General features: G+C 42.6%; 16 protein-coding genes. 4 read left to right on the top strand and 12 right to left on the bottom strand.

The annotated features are described in order from the left end of the window. Positions 1-867: 867 nt before the first annotated feature. Together F0229_RS19710 and F0229_RS19705 are read left to right on the top strand one after the other, a co-directional pair. Positions 868-1,470, top strand: coding sequence for a porin family protein (locus tag F0229_RS19710; protein WP_017059668.1), 603 nt, complete (start codon positions 868-870; stop codon positions 1,468-1,470). Between the two features lie 338 nt (positions 1,471-1,808). Continuing rightward, positions 1,809-2,411, top strand: a complete 603-nt coding sequence (locus F0229_RS19705; RefSeq protein WP_171733514.1) for a DUF2971 domain-containing protein — start codon at positions 1,809-1,811, stop codon at positions 2,409-2,411. Positions 2,412-2,511: 100 nt separating this feature from the next. Here the strand turns inward: F0229_RS19705 and F0229_RS19700 are convergent, their stop codons facing one another. The 4 genes from F0229_RS19700 to matP form a co-directional block, all read right to left on the bottom strand. Then, the gene (locus F0229_RS19700; protein WP_171733513.1) at positions 2,512-3,732 is read right to left on the bottom strand and encodes a hypothetical protein; all 1,221 of its coding nucleotides are present in this window, start codon (positions 3,730-3,732) and stop codon (positions 2,512-2,514) included. Between the two features lie 144 nt (positions 3,733-3,876). Continuing rightward, positions 3,877-4,188: a hypothetical protein gene (locus tag F0229_RS21935; protein WP_253821012.1), complete on the bottom strand. Its 312-nt coding sequence runs from the start codon at positions 4,186-4,188 to the stop codon at positions 3,877-3,879. Positions 4,189-4,293: 105 nt separating this feature from the next. After that, on the bottom strand, positions 4,294-4,602 hold the full coding sequence (locus tag F0229_RS19695; RefSeq protein WP_171733512.1) for a DUF3634 family protein: 309 nt from the start codon (positions 4,600-4,602) through the stop codon (positions 4,294-4,296). A 23-nt stretch (positions 4,603-4,625) separates the two neighbouring features. Further along, the gene (gene matP / locus F0229_RS19690; protein ID WP_171733511.1) at positions 4,626-5,081 is read right to left on the bottom strand and encodes a macrodomain Ter protein MatP; all 456 of its coding nucleotides are present in this window, start codon (positions 5,079-5,081) and stop codon (positions 4,626-4,628) included. Between the two features lie 189 nt (positions 5,082-5,270). On the opposite strand from matP, the gene F0229_RS19685 reads away from it, so the two are divergent. Together F0229_RS19685 and fabA are read left to right on the top strand one after the other, a co-directional pair. After that, positions 5,271-6,923, top strand: a complete 1,653-nt coding sequence (locus tag F0229_RS19685; protein WP_048615970.1) for a Lon protease family protein — start codon at positions 5,271-5,273, stop codon at positions 6,921-6,923. Between the two features lie 70 nt (positions 6,924-6,993). Further along, positions 6,994-7,509: a bifunctional 3-hydroxydecanoyl-ACP dehydratase/trans-2-decenoyl-ACP isomerase gene (gene fabA, locus F0229_RS19680; protein WP_017059675.1), complete on the top strand. Its 516-nt coding sequence runs from the start codon at positions 6,994-6,996 to the stop codon at positions 7,507-7,509. Between the two features lie 252 nt (positions 7,510-7,761). Here the strand turns inward: fabA and rmf are convergent, their stop codons facing one another. The 8 genes from rmf to F0229_RS19640 form a co-directional block, all read right to left on the bottom strand. Next, positions 7,762-7,935, bottom strand: a complete 174-nt coding sequence (gene rmf / locus F0229_RS19675) for a ribosome modulation factor (protein WP_017059676.1) — start codon at positions 7,933-7,935, stop codon at positions 7,762-7,764. Between the two features lie 160 nt (positions 7,936-8,095). Continuing rightward, on the bottom strand, positions 8,096-9,835 hold the full coding sequence (locus F0229_RS19670) for a DUF3466 family protein (protein WP_171733510.1): 1,740 nt from the start codon (positions 9,833-9,835) through the stop codon (positions 8,096-8,098). 9 nt (positions 9,836-9,844) lie between these two features. Continuing rightward, complete coding sequence (locus tag F0229_RS19665; protein WP_171733509.1) at positions 9,845-11,761, bottom strand: ABC transporter ATP-binding protein; 1,917 nt, start codon at positions 11,759-11,761, stop codon at positions 9,845-9,847. After that, positions 11,739-11,999, bottom strand: coding sequence for a glutaredoxin family protein (locus F0229_RS19660; protein ID WP_019823251.1), 261 nt, complete (start codon positions 11,997-11,999; stop codon positions 11,739-11,741). Before F0229_RS19660 ends, F0229_RS19665 begins: the two co-directional genes overlap by 23 nt. 25 nt (positions 12,000-12,024) lie before the next feature. Then, on the bottom strand, positions 12,025-14,145 hold the full coding sequence (rlmKL, locus tag F0229_RS19655) for a bifunctional 23S rRNA (guanine(2069)-N(7))-methyltransferase RlmK/23S rRNA (guanine(2445)-N(2))-methyltransferase RlmL (protein WP_171733508.1): 2,121 nt from the start codon (positions 14,143-14,145) through the stop codon (positions 12,025-12,027). A gap of 507 nt (positions 14,146-14,652) precedes the next feature. Further along, on the bottom strand, positions 14,653-15,201 hold the full coding sequence (locus F0229_RS19650) for a cell division protein ZapC (protein ID WP_017063848.1): 549 nt from the start codon (positions 15,199-15,201) through the stop codon (positions 14,653-14,655). Positions 15,202-15,407: 206 nt separating this feature from the next. Further along, a complete protein-coding gene (gene pyrD / locus F0229_RS19645) occupies positions 15,408-16,418 on the bottom strand; it encodes a quinone-dependent dihydroorotate dehydrogenase (protein WP_102479755.1) in 1,011 nt (336 codons plus the stop codon). A gap of 329 nt (positions 16,419-16,747) precedes the next feature. Beyond that, complete coding sequence (locus F0229_RS19640; protein WP_171733507.1) at positions 16,748-21,589, bottom strand: NAD-glutamate dehydrogenase; 4,842 nt, start codon at positions 21,587-21,589, stop codon at positions 16,748-16,750. Positions 21,590-21,638: the final 49 nt, after the last annotated feature.

Here is a 21,638-nt window from a genome sequence, read left to right as displayed (position 1 = left end):
AGGCCAGCAAAGCTGACCTCCTCATTGAGCATGTTACTCACCCACGTTCTTATTCACTTAAGCAAAGCAAACCACTCAACATAATTTAGACCCATAATACGCACCAAAAAGGAGATTGAAATCTGAGAGGTTTCAGGGCCTGTTACTCGCGTAATTTTACGTACAGCGCCGCATGAATCTATCTATTTAATTACTGGCTGGCTTTGACTCCGCGTTAATTGGATTAAATCGTGATGGCTTTATCACATGTCTGCTCAAACTTAATTAAGACTTCTAATTACGGATGCCTCTCCAAAGTTAGTCCAGAGTCTCTGCTGGTTGAGTGTTAAAAGCTATTACCCTGATTTTGCTTACCAAAAGAACCTAGATGATTAACGCTTCCACTAACTCTCGGTCTATTGTCCGTACTACCAATAAACTGAAAAGACTTGGTTACTCTTGTTCGCTAGATTTAACGGTCCCAAAAGACCAAGCGAACTCCCGAATCATCTAGTCTTGTTTACCTATGTTGGCTTGTTCTTCACCAAATTGAATCAACTATCAACGTCATCAGTAACATCCGTACTCGTTTTTCAAACCACTAACTTTGAATTTTCTGATGCCCAACGGTCATTGTTACCAAACTGCGTTGCCATCCAAAACGAACTTCTATAAACGACTTGGCTAATCGTAAGTTACAGTGCAACATAAATTCTATTAACCTCTGTCTGGACTATATTAACTTGTCTCATAACTGCGATAATGACACTTCTATTACCAACAAGTCTTTAAAATCAGATCTTTAGGCTAGTTCTCAATTAGTTAGAGTATCTTTTGTTTGTTAACATATTCTGGAACAGAATAACTTATTATCTTAGAAGGCTTTACATGAAAATCAGTACAATCGCCCTATCGCTATTCACCGCTTTTTTTGGCATCAGCTCGCAGGCGCTTGCTAGTGAAAACGAAAACTCACCTAGAGAGCATGGTCATTTTTATGCTGGTGTTGATATCGGCTTTTATAATGAAACTGAATTAGAATATCGTGGCAGCGCCATTGAAGATTCATCTGATCTATCAGACTTTAGCTATAACTTGGTTGGAGGCTACGAATTCAATACACATGATGTCGTCAAACTGGGGCTAGAAGCCGAGTACCGAAAAATCGGAAAAGTTAGCTATAACGACTTAATGGATATTGAAGGCCATGCTTTCTTCGTAAACATTAAACCAAAGTTTATTGTTGAAGGTGACGTATTAGATCTGTATGTATCTTTATTAGCCGGTGTTGGCTCTATGGATATGGAAGCGAAAGCTTTTGGAGTATCAGACTCTAAGTCTGAAGCAGCCTACCAAGTTGGTGCTGAGCTTGGTGCGATGGTAACAGACAACATCGATATCCATATTGGTTACCGCTATGCAAACGTTGAAATTGAATCCATCGATGTGTCACCTCAAACCGCTTACCTAGGTGCAAGGTACCACTTCTAAACTTGATTCACTCGTAGGCTCAATACTACTAAAGCCGTCCTTTTAAAGCTCGGCTTTAATTTTGATCACCTATTTCCCTACTCGACCTCTACTTTGACAAGACAATTCAACCATAAATAAAGTTACGTTGTATCTTATGTAAAAAGTTACAACTTGAAAGCTTTGCCCTAACGCAAAATAAACCACTTTAACAGGCTACTATTTCGTGTTTAAATTTTGGTCTATCAAACAGTTATACGAATAAATTTGGTGGTTAAGCAATCAAATGCTATGCATTCAATCCTTAAAAATAAATTAAAGTGTTAACATCAGGCAATTTTGTAAACTAGGTGTTTGATATGTTGCCTAAACTTTATAAGTTCAGATCGCTCCACGACAGAAACATACAATCTATTTCCGAGTGTTCGTTGTGGTTTGATTACGCTAAAACTTTTAATAACCCTTTTGAATCTAACCACGCATTCAACAAAGAGCTTCAACAAAACTTTAAGATCATGTGTTTCTCTCAGTCGAACGACCACCCAATACTATGGTCGCAGTATGGTGACAACTTTAAAGGCATGTGTATCGAGTATGATCTCAACTGCTATAACGGCGAGGCCAATCTCAACTGTTTTGAAGTCCAGTATGAAGACGAACCGAATATGTTCCGCCCGGCATCGCTAAGAGGTTTACAAACATCAAGACTGGGAGCTGAGATATTCAAAATTAAGCATTCTAATTGGCGTTATGAAAAGGAATACCGCTGGGTATTACCTGATGACGAGATGATCGGAAATAAACTCTTCCTTAATAGAGAGTGCCTAAGCTCGGTGATTCTGTCAGAGCACGCTCCTGCCGACAGGAAATTGAAAGTTCTGATGACTTGCCAGCGCCTTGGTATCCCTGTTAAACACGCAATAACAAAGCAAGAGTCGTTTACCTTCGAAGTGGTCAGTTAAGTAGAGTGTAATCCTACTGTTTAGCGCCAAAACAAGACATTCACATAAAGTTACAGCGCAACAAAAAAGAGAGCGACATTAATGAGACTCTCTCTTTTTATTACATGTTCACCGTAAGCTTTCCCAGTACTTTATCTTGCATCTGCTCAATCGTCGCGATAGACATTTGAACAGTTGAAAACCAATAAGGTCGGTGCTTAACGTTAAATAGTTCACTATTATCTAACGCCTCGAAAACAGAATATTTTCTACCTTGAGCCAAAGCTGCACCATAAACCGTTCGCTCAAGTACTGGAATGTCATTCACTTCCTCTAGAAGTGCCCTCTTGATGAACTGATTTCCAGGGCTCCAATCTATAAATTCAACGAGGTTTTTTAGTAGCTTAAGCTCTAGCTGCTCGACCATTGATTCAAGAAACTGTGTGTTTGGCATCACCTCAGTACAAGCATAATATTCGTCATGCTTGTCACTTGCTTCACGATAACCAAGCATCGTTTTTACCAATGCGTCTTCAAACGTTGAAGAAAAGTGGTTACAAATTAAAAACAAAGGCAGAACTCTCAACACACCAAGTAAAATGCCTACGTTAGGATCTTTAACTGACGTTTCTTGAAGTCGAATTCGAGTCGCATTTGACGTCACGACCAAGTGTTGCCAAACCTTAGGTGTGATGTGTTTAATGTTGCCATCATTCCACTTAATCAGCTGTTGACTCATTAACAATGGGAACAATAAACGACAATTTTCTATTCCTATTTGTCGTGCTGCAACTTTTGGATCGAGAATTACCTTAGATTTCTTTCCATATTTATCTGCAAACTCTTGATTGGAAACAAACTCGATTAAACTTGAGCTCAATGGCCTACTTTTCGCGGATATTTCATGGAGTTTGGAAAAGTTTAAAGATGGCGAATACGCAACACTAGCGAACTGATTGTAATCGGGTAAGTCTGAAAACAACGAACTTATTAAGGTACCTTGAAGCTTCTCAAGCATTAGCGCAGAAGCGGCATTGCTGACATCATCGATAACGTATCGTAAGGTTTGTTGCTTCGCGTCGACTTTTTCACGATGAGCATTGACTCTATCCTGCTCGCAGCGCAATAAAATACGTTGATTGTGAGATATGCGGTCAGATTCATCAAATATGACACTATCACAATACCTATTTTCCAAACTTAGTAACGTGTCTACTGTAGATTGTGCGAGCTTATATTCAGGTGAGATTAACCATCGATTAAAGCGAGCTTCAACATTGATTGAGACCTTCCTTGAAATCTCAACTACTTCAGAGGTATAACTTTTATTTGCTAACAACAACCGTGACTTTCCTTTGCCGTAAATGCTCTTGTATCGGCATATCCTGCCTTTATAACAAAACTAATATTAATAGAAATTAGAGATTGGTTCACGAAATTGTTTCAATAAAATTAAGGGTATTTAGTTATAGTGCGTTGAGAGTGGCTAGTGTGTGATATGTAGCCGGATATACTTTTCTGGAAAGCTGTATTTGAACCTTTTCTTCTTCGGTAGATATTTTTTCGCCTGCTTGCAAACTTTACTATCTCCAGACGTTCTCACCTTTTTGATTCTTGCGTAACCTTTAGAGTGCTTCATCTCAATCATCAGATCGCAATAACCCTCGAAATCAACATTACTCTTGTTGAGCCCTTTCATGACGGTGACTTTTATCTTTTTAGCTACAGGATTAACCAATGCATCGTCGGGAAAAGCGACTGGGGATAAAAAACATAATAGTAAGACTAGATATCTCATACTGCTCTCTCTTTGTTGAGGGTGAGAACAGTATGCGGAGATTTAAGAGAAATGAAGGATTAACTTAGTATGAAGATTGACTAGCTAGCGCGTAACTCTCAACGATTACGCTTTCTTTGAGCCTTTAGACTTAAAACCATTATGCGGGAACACGTTACGAATACGCTGCTGTACGTTTTTAGGTACATCTTTAGTGAACTTGAGATTGTAGCCAGAACGTTTTGCATACACTTTTAGCTCACCTTTAAAGGTATTGTTATGACCAATCTCTTGAAGGTTATGCTTAAAGCTCGGTGGAAGATGACCTTTAACTTGTTCGATCGCCCCGTCACTAAATTTGATTTTCAATACCGGCCGATCAACTGCGACTAACCAAAAAACCAACGCTGCACCAATTAAGATTACATACATCATAATGTCACCACTACTGTTGACGGTTATTTATCGTCAGAAAGGAGCTTACTCAAATCTTCTTTAAGGCTAGTAACTGTCTTGCTGGCCTGCTCACTTCGAGACGCTTCGCTAACCAAATACTCTATCGCATCAGATAACGTACAACCGAGTTCGTTTGCTCGTTGAGATAACTTCTCCCAGACTCGATAATCAAGATCGATAGACTTCTTTTTAGTATGAACTTGCTCAGCGTTGAAATGGCGCTTACGTTTGGCTCTGATCGCTTGCTTGAGCTTGTTATCAAGCTCAGGCGACATGTTATTTGAGATCCACTCAAGAACCCCTGTAGGTTGGTGTTCTAACTCCAACAAAGCTTTCACGGCAACATCAGCTTCACTTGAATCAATATGGCAAGTGATCGATTCACCTTCTTTCCATTTTTTGACCAGATAGTTCCATTTCCAACCACATTCCAAGTTTTCAAGTTGCTGATATTTCATGTCTAATCTCGAGAGTTAATCCTAGTGACAGCGTAACCCAAAATAGGCTATTTAACAATTATTGTCTTGAAAGAATAGACCAAGATCATACTTATATTAGCTTAGTGATTAGTAACTACCACATAGAGCTACAAGCGAGATCGGTTTTTCTATATACTCCCTACCTCATTATCATAATCAGAAACTTAAATGACTCAAGTAGATTGGCGACATGTTACGCCTCAGTACGACGAATATAGCGCTCAATTAGAGCAATTCCCTGACATCTCGCCTTTCCCGTTTTCAGATATTCAACATAGATTCAAAGATGCGCTAACCCGCTTTGTCCGTTTGTCTAACCTTTCGCGTGTTTTACTTGTAAACGCTCCGGACAATTCGATCTATCGTCAAATGATTGTTGAATCTCTGGTCACTGCTTTAGATGATCACACTCTACCGGTTATAAAAACTGAGTCTTTAAATGCTGTCTCTCTGTTTGACCAAGTTCAGTCAAAAGACGGTAAGGTTGTAGCGACAAAGCCCGGCCTACTGGCTAGAGCAAACAACGGCTATCTGATCGTTTCAGCAAACTTGATCTTGGCCAACCCAGGAAGCTGGTTACTGCTTAAATCAGCACTGCTTGGTGAAGCCGTAGAACCAATCAGCAGTAATCCAGAGCACTTGAACCAATCCCCGACTTTGCCTTTGACTTACAACATTAAGTTGATTGTTGTTGGAGACAGAGCTCAACTAGGTGACCTTGATTACCTGGACAGCGATATTCAAACCGGCTTTTGCCTATTTAGCGAAATTGAACAAGATATCAAGCTCTCTGAAGAGACTTTGACTCAATATCTTGGTTACCTTAAGTGGCTTCAACAACGCTATGAATTGCCAACCATCACGCAACAAGCGTTGACGGGCATTCTTACTGCCGGAGCAAGAGAAACGGAAGATCAAAGCTATATTCCATTATGCCCTATTTGGCACAATGCATTATTGAACGAAGCTCTGATTGAAGCCGACAATGGTGAGATTGATATTCACCATATCCAACAAGCTCAACAGCACAAATATAACCGCGAATCTTACCTACCAGAACGCGCCCTTGATGATATTCGAGATGGCCAAGTCATTATCGAAACCGAGGGCGAACAAGTTGGTCAAGTTAATGGTCTGACGGTTATCGATGTTCCAGGACACCCGATCTCTTATGGTGAACCTGCACGAATTTCCTGCGTTATTCACTTTGGTGATGGGGATATTGCCGACGTTGAGCGCAAAGCCGAGTTGGGTGGTAATCTTCATGCTAAAGGTATGATGATCATGCAAGCATTTGTGAGCAGCGCACTAAACCTTGAAGATCCGTTGCCATACGCAGCTTCTGTTGTGTTTGAGCAGTCTTACTGCGAAGTAGATGGCGATAGTGCTTCTCTTGCGGAGTTGTGTTCTCTGGTTAGTGCTTTGTCTGAATACCCTATCAATCAACAAATTGCGGTTACTGGTGCAGTGGACCAATTTGGTCGTGTACAAGCGGTTGGTGGGCTAAACGAAAAAATCGAAGGCTTCTACCATGTGTGTAAGCACAACGGCTTAACAGGCGAACAAGGTGTGATCCTTCCAAGATCGAACTTAAGGCATCTTGCACTAAAGCCTGACCTTATTGAAAGCATTAAGAATGAAGAATTCCATATTTGGTCTGTGTCTAATGTAGACGAAGCAATTCCTCTCATTATGAACAAACCATTTAGAGACGATGAACAAGAAAGCGTTCTGAGTAAAATCGCGGAACGTATTGAAAACTTTGAAAGACATGAGCACCCTATTGGAATCGTTGGACGCATTAAAAACTGGTTTGTCTAGTACTGATCGGACTTGTTTAGCGTACACCTGTTCACTAATATGCACCTATCAAAAATCGGAGTAATTGATAATGCAAAACAAACGTGATTCTTACACTCGCGAAGAGCTTCTAGCATCAAGCCAAGGCGAACTATGGCCACAAGGCCCTCAACTACCAGCACCGAACATGCTAATGATGGATCGCATCACTAAGATGTCTGAAACTGAAGGTGATTACGGTAAAGGTTTAGTTCTTGCTGAGCTGGATATTACTCCTGACCTATGGTTCTTCGATTGTCACTTCCCAGGTGACCCTGTAATGCCTGGTTGTCTAGGCCTTGACGCAATGTGGCAGCTGGTTGGTTTCTACCTTGGTTGGGTTGGCGGCGAAGGTAAAGGTCGTGCTCTAGGGGTTGGCGAAGTGAAATTCACTGGTCAAATTCTGCCTACAGCGAAAAAAGTAACTTACGAGATCCACATGAAGCGTGTTGTTAACCGTCGTCTAGTTATGGGCCTTGCGGATGGTCGCGTACTTGTTGATGGTAAAGAGATCTACGTTGCTAAAGATTTGAAAGTTGGCCTTTTCCAAGATACGTCAGCATTCTAATCTAATAGTTAGATTTTTAGTAAAGCAGCCCATGGCTGCTTTATTTTCGTTCCAATAAATTTAGTTATAGTGCATTAAAGTATCCCGTATTAAGCTTGAAACAGGATAAATCCACCAGCGATACGCTTATGATAGCGAAACTAGAATGCTACATAGCTCTGGGAGTCTTTGTGTTGTTCTGAAACTAACAAGGCTCCAGCCGTTGTAATCAACAGACAATGGAGCCCTGACCTTGAATTCTTTACGCCCTATCTACTTATAGAGACCTGATTGCTTGTCATCTTTGGCGTCACGCCATCCACCTAACCAATAAGACCGAGAATCCATTTGGCTATATGGGCAAGCTTCTTGCGACCGTCCATTTAAACCAGCCTTGTAGCCTTGAGATTGTGCTCGTTCTAGTCGATCACGCTTTTGTCTCTTCATAGTGCAGTCCTCATACGGGTGTTCCATTTACTAACATACAATGATTACAACTTTGCGGAGTTTTTGTGACTCCAACTTTAAGAATCGATCAGATTTTCACTTTTCTCAAGGCGAAAAAAAGCCCGAGTTCAGAATTGTGAACTCGGGCTCAAGAGATAAATTATTTAAATTTTCTGCGGAACCCTAACAGACCAAGCACAGTCAAAGTTAACCAACCTAGGCTACCACCTTGGCGCTCAACTTTCTCGGTGTCGGTGCTACGAGTTACTACGCTATCAATGTCAGAGCCAGTGTCATACCTTGCTCCCTTGATTGGGATAAGCTTAACAGCTACAACCTTTTCGACTGCGTTAGATGAGGCACCACCACAGTATGAGTTGTGTGATGTTGTGTCATAAGGCTTATCATTACCGTCGACTGTACATTTGATAGCCGTTGCTGAAATCACGCCAGCATCATTGATATCCGTCGCATCAATGATTCTAAATTGGTTATTGTGACTAGACGCATCACCATCATTTGTTAAGTCATCTAACCACCATGCTTTACCACCAAAAATATCAACACGGCGTTCATCAGTTGAAGACGGGAGATCGTAAGGGTAAATAAAGCCTCTGTGTCTTCTTTCGCTGCCATCGACTTCACGCGTCGTTTCCGCATCGATCTGGCCAACAAGTTCATTGTAATTATTTACCGCTTTAGCTTCACCGCTTGAGCCACTGAAGAAGATACCGCCAGACAAATACGTTGCTGTTGGGTTTTTAGCATCCGTTACAATAAAAGGCTTATTACCGGCACTACCATTTTCAGGAACATAACCGTTACGTTTTGAATATCCAACTGCAAACAAGTTGTCGTTAATATCGGTTGCTACTGAGTTACTGTATCTAGCATCATCGTTAGATGAACCAGACTTAACCTCTGCACCGCTAATTTGTGTAGTTGTCCACGTTGCCGTAGCGAGATCGAGTGAAGTACTCACAAAGACACTTGCATTCATATCTTGTAGATCGCCGTTTCCATCAGCAGTATTATAGCCTACACCATAAAAAAGAGAGTCCGATTCAACAATTGAACGCATGCTGCCTTGGGCAAAATAATCGCCCTGTTGAGCGTTACCAGATCTAATCCAGTCGATCTCTTTCGTTATTGTGCCATCCCAAATAGCCGCCTTTGAACTAAACGTTGTATCTGACGTATCCGTTTTAGCTCCTTCCGTAGATACACTACCTACATTGTAAACTTTGTCGTTACTTGCTTTGATAGCGTGCCATGCACGAGTTTCCGAAGTGCCTGTTGGCCCATTTGGTGTAGTTGTGAACATCGCGTTATTACGAATACCACCTTCAGATTTAACCCCCAAAGGCTCAACTTCATCGGCATCGTTTATATAAAGCGAGTTAATTACCGTATTGCGGCTATCAAAGGTTTCGCCACCTTCAACAAAGGCTTTCGCATTGACATGAGTAAGGTCGTTTCTTTCCTTATTCCAAGTATCATTCCAACGATTTTGAGCCCAGCTTTCACATGTAGAATATCTTAGCTCTCGATAGCAGTAGTTTTCAAAATCATCAAACTCTTGAATATATTGAAACGGAGCGTCCATCGCGAATGGTACTTCTTCACGATAGCTAACAGCTTCAACAGTATCGCGTGTTTCGCCGGCGAGTTTAAATGAGCTGTCACCACAATTTTCCGCATTTGACGCAAAACACCCTTTCGCAAGTACTACACCACCAGCATCCTTTGCAACACCAGGCTGAATCGCGACACCAAATATCTCTGACGCACCAGTAATTGAAGGCGTTACTTCAACTACCTTGTAAAGCGCAGCGTTGGCATTAGTTGCAGCCAAAACTAGGGCTGCAACAGTTGTTAATTTGAATTTAGTACAAGTCATTATTACTTCTTAACTTTCCTGTTGTAGTGCCTCGAGCTCTTCCCAGCGCTCAAAAGCAACTTCAAGCTCCTGCTCTGCTGCAGATAGCTTATCTAATACTGGTTGTGTCTGCTCTACAGATTTTGAAAAGAAGCTTGGATCGTTGACTTCTTCCTGAAGAGTTTCAATTTGAGTTTCCAATTCTTCCAAACGCATTGGTAGCGCTTCTAGTTCTCGTTGTAGCTTATACGATAACTTCTTAGGTTTAGCCTTAACTGGCGCAGTTTTGGGAGTTTCCTCAACTACTTTCTCAGGCTTTGATGGCTTTTCAACCTGTCGGTACTTTAATGCTTGCTTTCTTTGCTGCTGAGCATCGTGGTAACCACCAACAAATTCTTCAATAACGCCATTACCCTCAAAGATCCAACTTGTCATCACTGTGTTATCAACAAACTGACGATCGTGACTCACTAAAAGCAGCGTACCCTGATAGTTGGCAAGCAAATCTTCTAAAAGTTCCAAAGTTTCGATATCTAGATCGTTGGTTGGCTCATCGAGAATCAACAAGTTGTTCGACTTAAGGAAAATACGCGCCAATAACAGACGGTTTTTCTCACCACCAGATAGTGCTTTAACAGGAGTGCGAGCACGTTTTGGAGAGAATAAGAAATCTTGTAAGTAGCTTAGAGCATGACGCTCACGGCCACCTACGGTCACTTCTTGCTTACCATCCGCGAGGTTATCAATTACAGACTTCTCAGGGTCTAGAATTTCGCGGTATTGGTCAAAGTAAGCGACTTCAAGCTTAGTACCACAATGCAAACGACCTGAATCAGGCTTAAGCTGGTCAAGAAGCAGCTTAAGTACCGTACTCTTACCACAACCGTTAGGACCAATCAGAGCGATACGATCGCCACGCATGATGTTGAAGCTGAAGTCCTTAACAATTTCTTTGCCTTCAAAGCCAAAGTTAAGATTCTCAGCTTCAAATACAATCTTGCCTGAACGCTGACCATCGTCGATTTGGATAATCGCTTTGCCCTGCACTTCACGACGGTTCAAACGTTCTTCACGTAGCTTCTTAAGCGCACGAACACGGCCTTCGTTACGAGTACGACGAGCTTTGATGCCCTGACGAATCCAAACTTCCTCTTGAGCAAGCTTCTTATCGAATTCAGCGTTTTGCATTTCTTCAACACGAAGCGCCTCTTCTTTCTCAACAAGGTAATTTTCGTAATCGCCCGGGAAAGAGCTCAATTTACCGCGATCAAGATCGACAATACGTGTTGCCATCGATTTAATGAACGCACGGTCATGCGAGATAAAGATGATTGAACCGCGGAAGTCTTTCAGGAAGCCCTCTAACCATTCAATGGTTGCAACATCCAAGTGGTTAGTCGGTTCGTCGAGCAGAAGCACGTCAGGGTCACATACAAGCGCACGAGCAAGTGCCGCTTTACGTTGCCAACCACCAGACAAATCTGTCAGTTTGGTTTCAGCAGTCAGCTTAAGTGCTGCCAATACGTTACTTACACGATCTTCAAAACGCCATGCATTAGCATGATCCAGTTGTTCTTGAACGCGAGTAAGGCGGTTTAGATTCTTTTCACTTGGGTCTGTCGCGATGAGATCCAGAAGATCATGATAGATCTTCAGCTGTTCGCCGATTTCAGCAAGGCCACCAGCAACATAGTCATAAACTGTACCTTGTTCATTACGCGGTGGATCTTGTTCTAGACGAGACACAACCACATCTTGCGTGATTTGCATCTTACCGTCGTCCATGATGATGTTTCCAGATAGGATTTTCATCAATGTCGACTTACCAGCGCCATTGCGCCCTACTAAACATACACGTTCGTTTTCTTGCAGCACGAAGTCCGCACGATCTAATAATGGGTGATCACCAAACGCTAATTGCCCATTATGAATTGTAAGTAATGCCATTCTTCTTTAACCAATCATTAAGTTCTAACAAGCCAAATGGCCAGTTAAGCTCTGAGCTTTGAGAAAGGTCAGAGCTTTCAAATTTGAGCACCGGAATAGTGACCCCGTAACGGGAAAAGAGCTCATCATCAAATGCAATGTCAACAACGTTGACGTGATGGCTAATGTTTAACTGTTCCGTGAGTTGGAATGCCATCTCACATAGATGGCAACCTTCTGTACTGTAGAGAGTCAGCACTATATATCCTTATACGATCTCTTAACTACTTATGTGTAATCAACCAGCAGTTATGAATGTGCTTATTGCGAGAGAAGTCCAATGGAAGTGTCTTCGCTGAGATATTCTGAGCCTTAAGACCTAACTCATCTAGAGCTTCCAAGTCCATTTTGAAGTGACGCTTGTTGTTAGAGAACACAATCGTGCCTTCTTCACGAAGAAGACGTTTAAGGTTTTCCATCAGCTGAATGTGATCACGTTGAACATCGAAAGATTGATCCATACGCTTTGAGTTAGAGAACGTAGGTGGATCGATAAAGATCAGATCATAAGAACCCTGCTCTTTAGCTAGCCATTGTAGACAGTCAGCTTGAACAAACTGATGTTGACGACCAACACGACCGTTAAGCTCCATGTTCTCTTTCGCCCACTCTAGGTAGGTATTAGACATATCAACAGTAGTTGTAGAACGAGCACCACCCACAGCAGCATGAACAGATGCACTTCCTGTATAAGCAAACAAGTTTAGGAAATCCTTACCTGCGGCCATCTCACCGATACGACGACGAGTGATCTTATGATCTAGGAACAACCCGGTATCTAGGTAATCATGAAGATTAACAATCAGCTTAACGCCATACTCGTTCACTTCTAAGTTCGATGAGTCTTGAGCCAATTTCTGGTATTGAGAACGGCCTTTCTGTTTCTGACGAACTTTAAGCACAACGTTGTTTGCTTCTACGCCTGTTACTTGAATAGAAGCACGGATGATATCGGTTAAGCGACGTTTTGCCTTCTCTTCCGGTACATCTTTAGGCGCTGCGTATTCTTGAATCACAAGGTGACCTGGGTATACATCAATCGCTACATTGTATTCTGGTAGGTCAGCGTCGTAGATACGGTAGCAATCTAATTGCTCTTTCTTAGCCCACTTGCCAATTTTACCGATGTTCTTTTTAAGACGGTTCGCGAAATCAGGTGCAATCAATTGTTCTTGCTCGCCTGATGGACGCTCTGACATCGGACGATCTGAAATTGAGTAGTTCTTTTGGTGACACGGTAACGCACCGTTGTTCAACTTGAACTGTTTATCTGCACGCATGCGTAAGCAGCTTAGTAGCTCGTCTGAGCTAGAGAAGATAGATGCGTTACAGCCACCAAATTCAGCTTTAAGCTGTGCACCGAATGCTGTGTAAAGTGCAATAAGACCCGGCTCGGTACCAAGACGTTCACCGTAAGGCGGGTTAGAAACAATCACACCATCAGTAAACTCTGTAGGACGCTTAAGCTTTGCAGCATCGCCTACTTCGAATTCAATCAACTCTTCAACACCGGCACGACGAGCATTGTCACGCGCAGTTTTGATCATACGTTCATCATTGTCGTAGCCATAGAACTTACATTCCACTTTCTTAACACCACGACGACCTTGAACGTTCGCTTCAGCTTTCACTTTAGCCCATAGCTCTGGTTCGAAATCTTCTAGTGATTCAAAACACCACTTCTGACGTTTAACACCTGGAGCCATGTTTGCAGCCATCATTGCCGCTTCAATCACTAACGTACCTGAACCACACATAGGGTCTAGGAAAGGCTTAGTCGCATCCCAACCACTACGAAGAAGAATCGCTGCAGCAAGTGTTTCACGCAGAGGTGCACGACCTGATTCTGGACGGTAACCACGTTGGTGAAGACCGCTGCCAACCATATCAACACCAAGAATCGCTTTATCACGGTGTAGACGAACGTGAATGCGAATGTCTGGGTTCTCTTTGCTAATAGAAGGACGAGGTAAAGACTTCTTCTCAAAGCAATCAACAACGGCATCTTTTACTTTCATCGCACCGTATTGGCTATTACGGATTTCGTTGTTCGTACCATTGAAGTCAACAACAAAACGCTTAGAGCTATGGAATTGATTTACCCAGTTAACCGCAGTGGTTGATAGGTACAAATCCATGTCGTCCATACAAGTGAATTCAGAAAGGACACGTACAAATCGAGAAGCCAAACGGCTCCACAAACAACAACGATAAATTTGCTCATTGGTCGCTTTGAATTTAACACCTGCTTGAACAGGTTTTGCGTTTGTAATCCCTAGTTGGGTTAGTTCTTCAACTAATAAATTCTCAAGGCCGTTTGAGGTAACCGCTAGATATTGATTCATAGTGTTCTTTTATTGATAAAAATGAGTTCGATTATACCTGAATTTGTAACTAGAGCATCACACTAAACACGTCTTTTCATTGAATCTTTCGACTAACTGGCTAGCAAATGCACAGTCTTGAAGCGATCGCTTACCCACATCCCCTTAGAACATAAGACCTATCAAACCAACTTCATTTCTGACCACTTATTAACCAAAGCAGCAATGTGAATTTATATTCACCTCAAAACTGGTATATACCAAAGGAGATTTATGGATGAAATTTAGCTACAAAAGACCAAAAACAGGGAATAAAGACGGTAGATTTACTCTTCTGGCGATGAAAACGGGCAGAAATTAAGGTGAAAAAATAGTCGTAAGTTCACTATTTAAATGGTTAAGCCGTGATGTATTTATCAGGATGAGGTTTTTTAGGCACAAAAAAATCGGCTAATGAGCCGATTCTGAGGAAGGTTTATACGTTTGTGTGCTGCGATGCGTGGTTGAAATGATGTGCTAGATTAGAGGTTAACCTACCATCGCTATGTGTGTCTGATGAAGGATAGCGTTCGCGTCTACCATTCTATCGTGCATCACCTTGATTGAGTCTCCAAATCGCAGTCCTTTTGAAGGCGTTAACAGGAACTCTTCTAGGTCAACAAATGCACATAGGCTCGCACACTCTCCCACTTCTAATACAATGAAATACCCTAAGCTATGCTCGTTATTCATTTGTACAATATCCCCTTCTTGAGGATATTCATGGCCAGTACCTTGTGAGTCGAAGAACCAACTCTTAGGCTGTACAGGCTTATGGAAACGCTTTGCTGCCACACAATAGAGTGCTAATTCAGCTTGACGAGGCTCAGACAGTTCTAAGCCAGAAATTTGTTCTTTGAAGGTTTGGTATGAAGATGCGTCATCAACGGTGAATTCATTATCTCGAAACGCGCAGTCCACCAGCTTATTGCGGACCAGATTCGTTTTGAAAATCATATCCTCTCCGAGGTTTAGCATTAATGAACATTGCTGCTCATCGTAATACCAACTCCATGTATCGCTAGGTTTAAGCATCATTTCGTCTCACACTGTTGAACCATTCCATTAGGTAAAACGCAAAATTACCTTCAATTACAGTAATTTTACTGAGCAATAGGCAAAAAAAAAGAGGAAATGAATTCCTCTTTCTTATCGCTTTTCTCTACAACTCAGTGAGTTACAGTGTCTCTTTTAGTAAGACGATGCCAGATTGTCGCTTTTCAAGAATCAAAGCAATTTTAAGCTTATAGATTTTTAACGATGTCGCCAACTAGGCCTGGACCTTTGTAGATGAAACCAGAGTAAACTTGTACAAGCTTCGCGCCTGCCATCATTTTCTCTTTTGCAGCAACATACGAGTCAACACCACCTACTCCGATGATCGGCAGTTGGTCACCAAGCTCTTCGTGAAGTTTGCGAACTACTTCAGTACTACGAGATTGAACAGGACGTCCACTTAGGCCACCCGCTTCATCGCAATGTTTCATGCCTTCAACGATTGAACGATCCAATGTTGTATTTGTTGCGATCACACCATCGATCTTATTTTTGATCAATGATTCACAAATTTGGCGAATTTCATCGTCGCTTAGATCCGGAGCAATCTTAAGAGCAAGAGGCACATATTTACCATGCTTCTCTTCCAGTTCAGATTGTTTGGTTTTAAGTTCAGACAACAGATCGTCTAGAGCTTCGCCGTATTGTAGAGAACGAAGTCCTGGAGTATTTGGTGAAGAGATGTTCACAGCAATGTAACCAGCGTATTGATATACCTTCTCCATACAGATCAAGTAATCTTCAGCGCCCTTTTCAATTGGTGTGTCTTTGTTCTTACCGATGTTAATACCTAAGATGCCATCGTAGTTCGACTTCTTAACATTCTCAACAAGGTTGTCGACGCCTAGGTTGTTAAAGCCCATGCGGTTGATGATACCTTCAGCTTCAACAAGACGGAATAAACGAGGTTTGTCGTTACCCGCTTGTGGACGTGGAGTCACTGTTCCTACTTCTACGAAACCAAAACCCATAGCGCCAAATGCATCAATACATTCGCCGTTTTTATCTAGGCCTGCCGCGAGGCCAACTGGGTTTTTAAAAGTAAGACCCATGCACTCTACAGGTCGATGAGGTAATTGTTGGCGATACAAAAGATCAATTGGTGTGCCTGTAAAGCGTTTGAAATTTTGAATTGCAAGATCATGTGCCTTTTCGGCATCAAGTTGGAAAAAGCCAGTTCTGGCTAGACGGTAAAGCATTGTGCCTCCGATAGAAAAAAGCCCCGTGTAAACGGGGCGATATTATTTACTTATTTACCCAACTATTCAATCTATTACTGTCTGTAAGGGTAAGATAATCGAGTTTGCTAACGAATGAGGTTCATTATTAAGCAAACGTTATCGTTTCTTCAGGTTATTAACCCATTTCTAATCTCAACCTTAGTACAGCCATCAACTCACTTAACAACAAACAACGTGTCCGTCGAGGTTGGTCCTTCAAAAATCGTTAGTTCTATTGATCCCACTTTACCGAAACGAAAAAGGCAGACCTTGTGGCCTGCCCTTATATTTTTCGTTTTATCTAGTGACTAGTCTTTCGACATGCAGTTTAGATTCAACAACATCAATTCACGTAACGCCACTGAGAACTTAGCAAACTCATGAACAGAACCCACTTTGAATTCGTTCAAGATGCTCTCCCAACGATGCAGAGAAACAGAGTTACTTTCCATCCAGTCATCAAGCGCTTTAATCACATCGATGTCTGAAGCACAGCCACAGTTAAGTACTTGGCCAGTTAGCTGACGTTGTTGCCAATCCAGATCTTCTCTGAATGCAGCACGTGCCAGCGCTTGCCAGTTGTTGTCTACAGCTTGGCCATTGATTTGCTTCAAGAACCAGTGCAGTGACAAACGGTCGCCAAGGTTGAAGTAAAGCTTAGACGCTTGTTGTACTGTTTTACCTGTTTCACGAGCTACTGTGGATATATCCAGTGCTGAGTACAGGCTAGACAAACGAGCCACTGAATTAGCTAGCTCAGCGTTTACACCTTGGTCAATCCATAGTTGAGCCATTGCTTGATGCTCTTCTACTTCTGAAGCCACTAGGTTTTCATCCAGCTTCTCAGTAATTGCGACGACATCACCTTGGTAAAGCTCAATCAATGCATTCACTGACTGTTTACCGGTACGGTTTCTTAGCAACCAGCGTGCTAGACGACGAAGCGTACGACGTACATGGTAAAGCAATTCGTATTGAGCTTCAGAACTTGAGATGTTGTCCAGTTCACGGATGCTCTTCAATACCTTACCCAGGCCGTAGATTTCACGTGATGCCGCGTAAGCATTCGCAATATCAACAATGTTCGCGCCGGTCTCTTCTTGCAAGCGAGTCACGAAGTTACAGCCCATCTCGTTAACCATTTGGTTAGCAAGCGCAGTCGCAATGATCTCTGCACGAAGTGGATGGTTATCCATGTGCTGAGAGTAGTTACGGCGTAACTCTGTTGGGAAGTATTGCATCAGTTGTTGAGCATGGAACTCATCATTCGCAATGTCATCACTCACAAGATCTTCTTTTAGAACCATTTTACCGTAAGCGATCAATACTGATAGCTCTGGTCTTGTTAGTGCTTGGCCCTGCTTCTCACGTTCTAGCAGCGTTTCGTCATCTGGGATGTATTCCAAACCACGGTCTAAGTACCCGGCTTTTTCCATTGTGTGGATAAAGCGGATTTGCTCTTTCACTAAGCCTACACCTTGATGCTCAGTAACAGAGATAGACTCAGCTTGGCAGTAAGCGTCGTCTAGTACGATTTCACCTACTTCATCTTCCATAGATTCAAGAACTTGGTTACGTTGCTTAACGGTAAGATCACCATTAGACACCAAGCCATTCAAGAAGATCTTAATGTTAACTTCGTTATCCGAGCAATCTACACCACCAACGTTATCGACAAAGTCAGTATTAACTCGACCGCCCGTTAGAGCGTATTCAATACGACCCAATTGAGTCATACCCAAGTTACCGCCTTCACCAACAACCTTAGCTTTCAGGTCACGGCCATCGATACGTAGCACGTCATTTGCACGGTCACCCACATCGGTATGAGTCTCACTAGAAGACTTAACGTAAGTACCAATACCGCCGTTCCAAAGTAGATCAACTTTCATAGACAAGATCGCTTTGATCAAGTCGTTTGGTGCCATTGATGCTTTCTTGGTACCCAGCATTTTCTGAATTTCAGGTGTCAAAGAGATAGACTTCGCTCGGCGAGAGAAGATGCCACCACCTTGAGAAATCAGGTCTTTATTGTAATCTTCCCAACTTGAACGAGGCAGATTAAACAGACGGTCACGCTCTACCCAGCTTGATGCTGATTCTGGATTCGGGTCAATGAAGATGTGCATGTGGTTAAACGCAGCTTGCAAGCGAATGTGCTTAGATAGCAGCATACCGTTACCAAATACGTCACCCGCCATATCACCCACACCAATGGCAGTGAAGTCTGTGCTTTGACAGTTAATACCCATTTCGCGGAAGTGACGTTTAACCGATTCCCAGCCACCTTTCGCCGTGATACCCATGGCTTTGTGGTCGTAACCGTTAGAGCCACCCGATGCAAACGCATCACCTAGCCAGAAGTTGTACTCTTCAGCTACTGAGTTCGCTAGATCTGAGAATGTCGCGGTGCCTTTATCGGCTGCAACAACCAAGTATGGGTCATCTTCATCGTGACGAACAACGCTCTTAGGTGGGATAACCTCACCTTCAATGATGTTGTCTGAAACGTCTAGCAATGCACGGATGAAGCGCTTGTAACAACGTTGACCTTCAGCAAAGATCTCGTCTCGGCCAGACATCATGTGTTGACGCTTACAAACGAAACCACCTTTAGCACCAACCGGTACGATAACCGTGTTCTTAACTTGTTGCGCTTTAACTAGGCCTAGAATCTCAGTACGGAAGTCCTCTTGACGGTCTGACCAACGTAAACCACCGCGTGCTACTTTACCGCCACGTAAATGCACACCTTCAATGTCTGGTGCGTAAACGAAGATCTCAAACGCAGGAACCGGCGCAGGGATATCTGGAATCTCGCTTGGTCTCATTTTCAGAGCCAACCAAGGTTTAGACTGCTTATTCTCGTCTACTTGGTAGTAGTTAGTACGAAGCGTTGCAGTGATCATTTCCATGTAGCGACGAATGATACGATCATCATCCAAGCTTTCTACATGATCCAACTGTTCAGTGATCTTCTTAATAAGATCTTGTTGGCCTTTTACGCTGCCCTTCAGTTTCGGGTTAAAACGCTTGCCGAATAGGCTCACTAGCCCTTTCGCTAATTCTGGGTAATGAGACAATGTGTCTTCAATGTATTGTTGGCTGAATGGGAAACCAACTTGACGCATGTAACGAGCATAAGCACGTAAGATTGAGATTTCACGGCCAGAAAGACCAGCGCCAAGTACTAAGCGGTTGAAACCATCGCTGTCTAACTCACCCGCCCAGATTGCCGCAAAGGCTTGTTGGAAAAGATCGCGAGCTTCACGAAGATCAATGGTCTTATCGCTCTTGTGCAGCATAGAGAAATCAAGGATCCAATAGGTCACACCGTTGGTTTTACGCACTTCATATGGAGATTCACCGATAACGCGTAGGCCAAAGTTTTCAAGCATTGGCATAACATCAGAAAGGTGAATTGGCTCATCGCTGTGATAGAACAACTTCAAACGAACGGCTTTTGAATCTGCCGCTTCTTCTTGAGGACGGTAGAAAAGCATACCCAGTTTGTTGTCTTCACTTAGCGCTTCTAAACGTTCAATGTCGGCAACAGCAGAACCTGGCATCATGTCTTCTTTGTACGAACGTGGGAATGCACGCATGTACTCTTTCGACAATGGAAGACCTTTGCTTTCACCGAAGTTTGCAATGATAGATTCAGACAGACGGTCATCCCACGTAGACGATACTTCCATTAAATTTTGCTCAATTGTTTTCACGTCCACATCCATGTTGTTGTTATCAACACGAACAATATAGTGCGTTCTTGCTAGCGGGCTTTCAGAGAAGTACGTTGTAAATTCAACCTCTTCTTCACAACCAAAGTACTGTTTCAAGATGCGCTGTGTTTGGCGACGAAGCTCAGTGTTGTAACGATCTTTTGTTACGTAAACCATGCAGCTAAAGAAACGACCAAACGGGTCTTTGCGAACAAACAAACGCAGGAGATCGCGATCTTGCATTTGTACTACGCCCGTACCGACTTCTAGTAGCTCTTCTTCTCGAGCTTGCAGCAGTTCATCACGTGGGTAGTTTTCAAGAATGTTGTGCAGCGCTTTGTAAGAGTATGAACCTTCACGGTAACCACTCGCATCCAAAATACGTTCTACTTTCTCGCGAACAAGAGGAATCGTTTCAACGGTTTGGTTATAAACGGCAGATGTGTAAAGACCAGTAAAGCGGTGCTCACCAATGACCTTACCGTTCTTATCGAACTTCTTAATACCAATGTAATCGTTGTAAGCTGGGCGGTGAATGCGTGAAGCCGTGTTGCCCTTGGTTACGATAAGCACATAAGGCTTTTTCGCTTCAATACGTGCCGAATCAGAAAACTCAGATAGCTTAACGTTACGTACACGATCTGAGTTCGCAAACAAACCAAGACCTTGCTCCTTGGTCGGTTGCAGTTCAGTGTCGCCGTTAACTGAAACTAGGTCATATTCCTTATAACCCATGAATGTAAAGTTGTGTTCACCTAACCAACGAAGAAACGCCAACGTTTCATCAAAACGTTGGCCATCTACAGGAATGCTCTCTTTCTGCTTTTCTACTTGATTGGTTACTTCTTCAAGTCGTTCTACCATCTTCAACCAATCGTTCACAACTAAGCTAGTATCGGTAAAGATATCCAGTAGCTCCGTTTTAAGAGCTGTCATTTCAGCTTTACTGCTAAGACGGTCAACCTCAATATGGAAAAGCGATTGGAATGCACCTTCGTTATTGCTTACACCGACAACACTGCCCTTATCTGAGCGAGAGATTTGTGTTGGGTTATGAAGCATAAGGTGAGAAGAAAGGTCTAGGCGAGTAAGTGCCATTTTTACGGAATCAACAAGGAATGGGCTGTCTGGAACGACTATCTCAACGATAGTATGAGTAGACTGCCAACCTTGACGACTTACCGTCGGGTTGAATACGCGTACAGAGATTTCGTCGGCTTTCTTTTCATTGATGTGATGCCATAAGCTAACTACAGCACCATATAAATCGGATTCGTTTCTCTGAGTTAGATCGTCGTGAGAAACGTTACTAAACAAGTGTTGAGCAAGTTGAGTTACGAGAGGTCGATGAGCAAGGTCAAGTTTGTCTTGAATCAGCTTGTAAACTTTTTCAAGTAAAACTGGAACCACAGTTTCACGTGCGGTCATAGTCACACTCCACAATTAGAATTATATTTTATTATTAGGGGGATCACTT

It is taken from the genome of Vibrio sp. AIC-3, from assembly GCF_013114515.1.
Taxonomy (GTDB): Bacteria; Pseudomonadota; Gammaproteobacteria; order Enterobacterales; family Vibrionaceae; genus Vibrio; species Vibrio crassostreae_C.
Note: the sequence above shows the minus strand (reverse complement) of the source record. Positions and strands in the feature narration are given on the sequence as shown.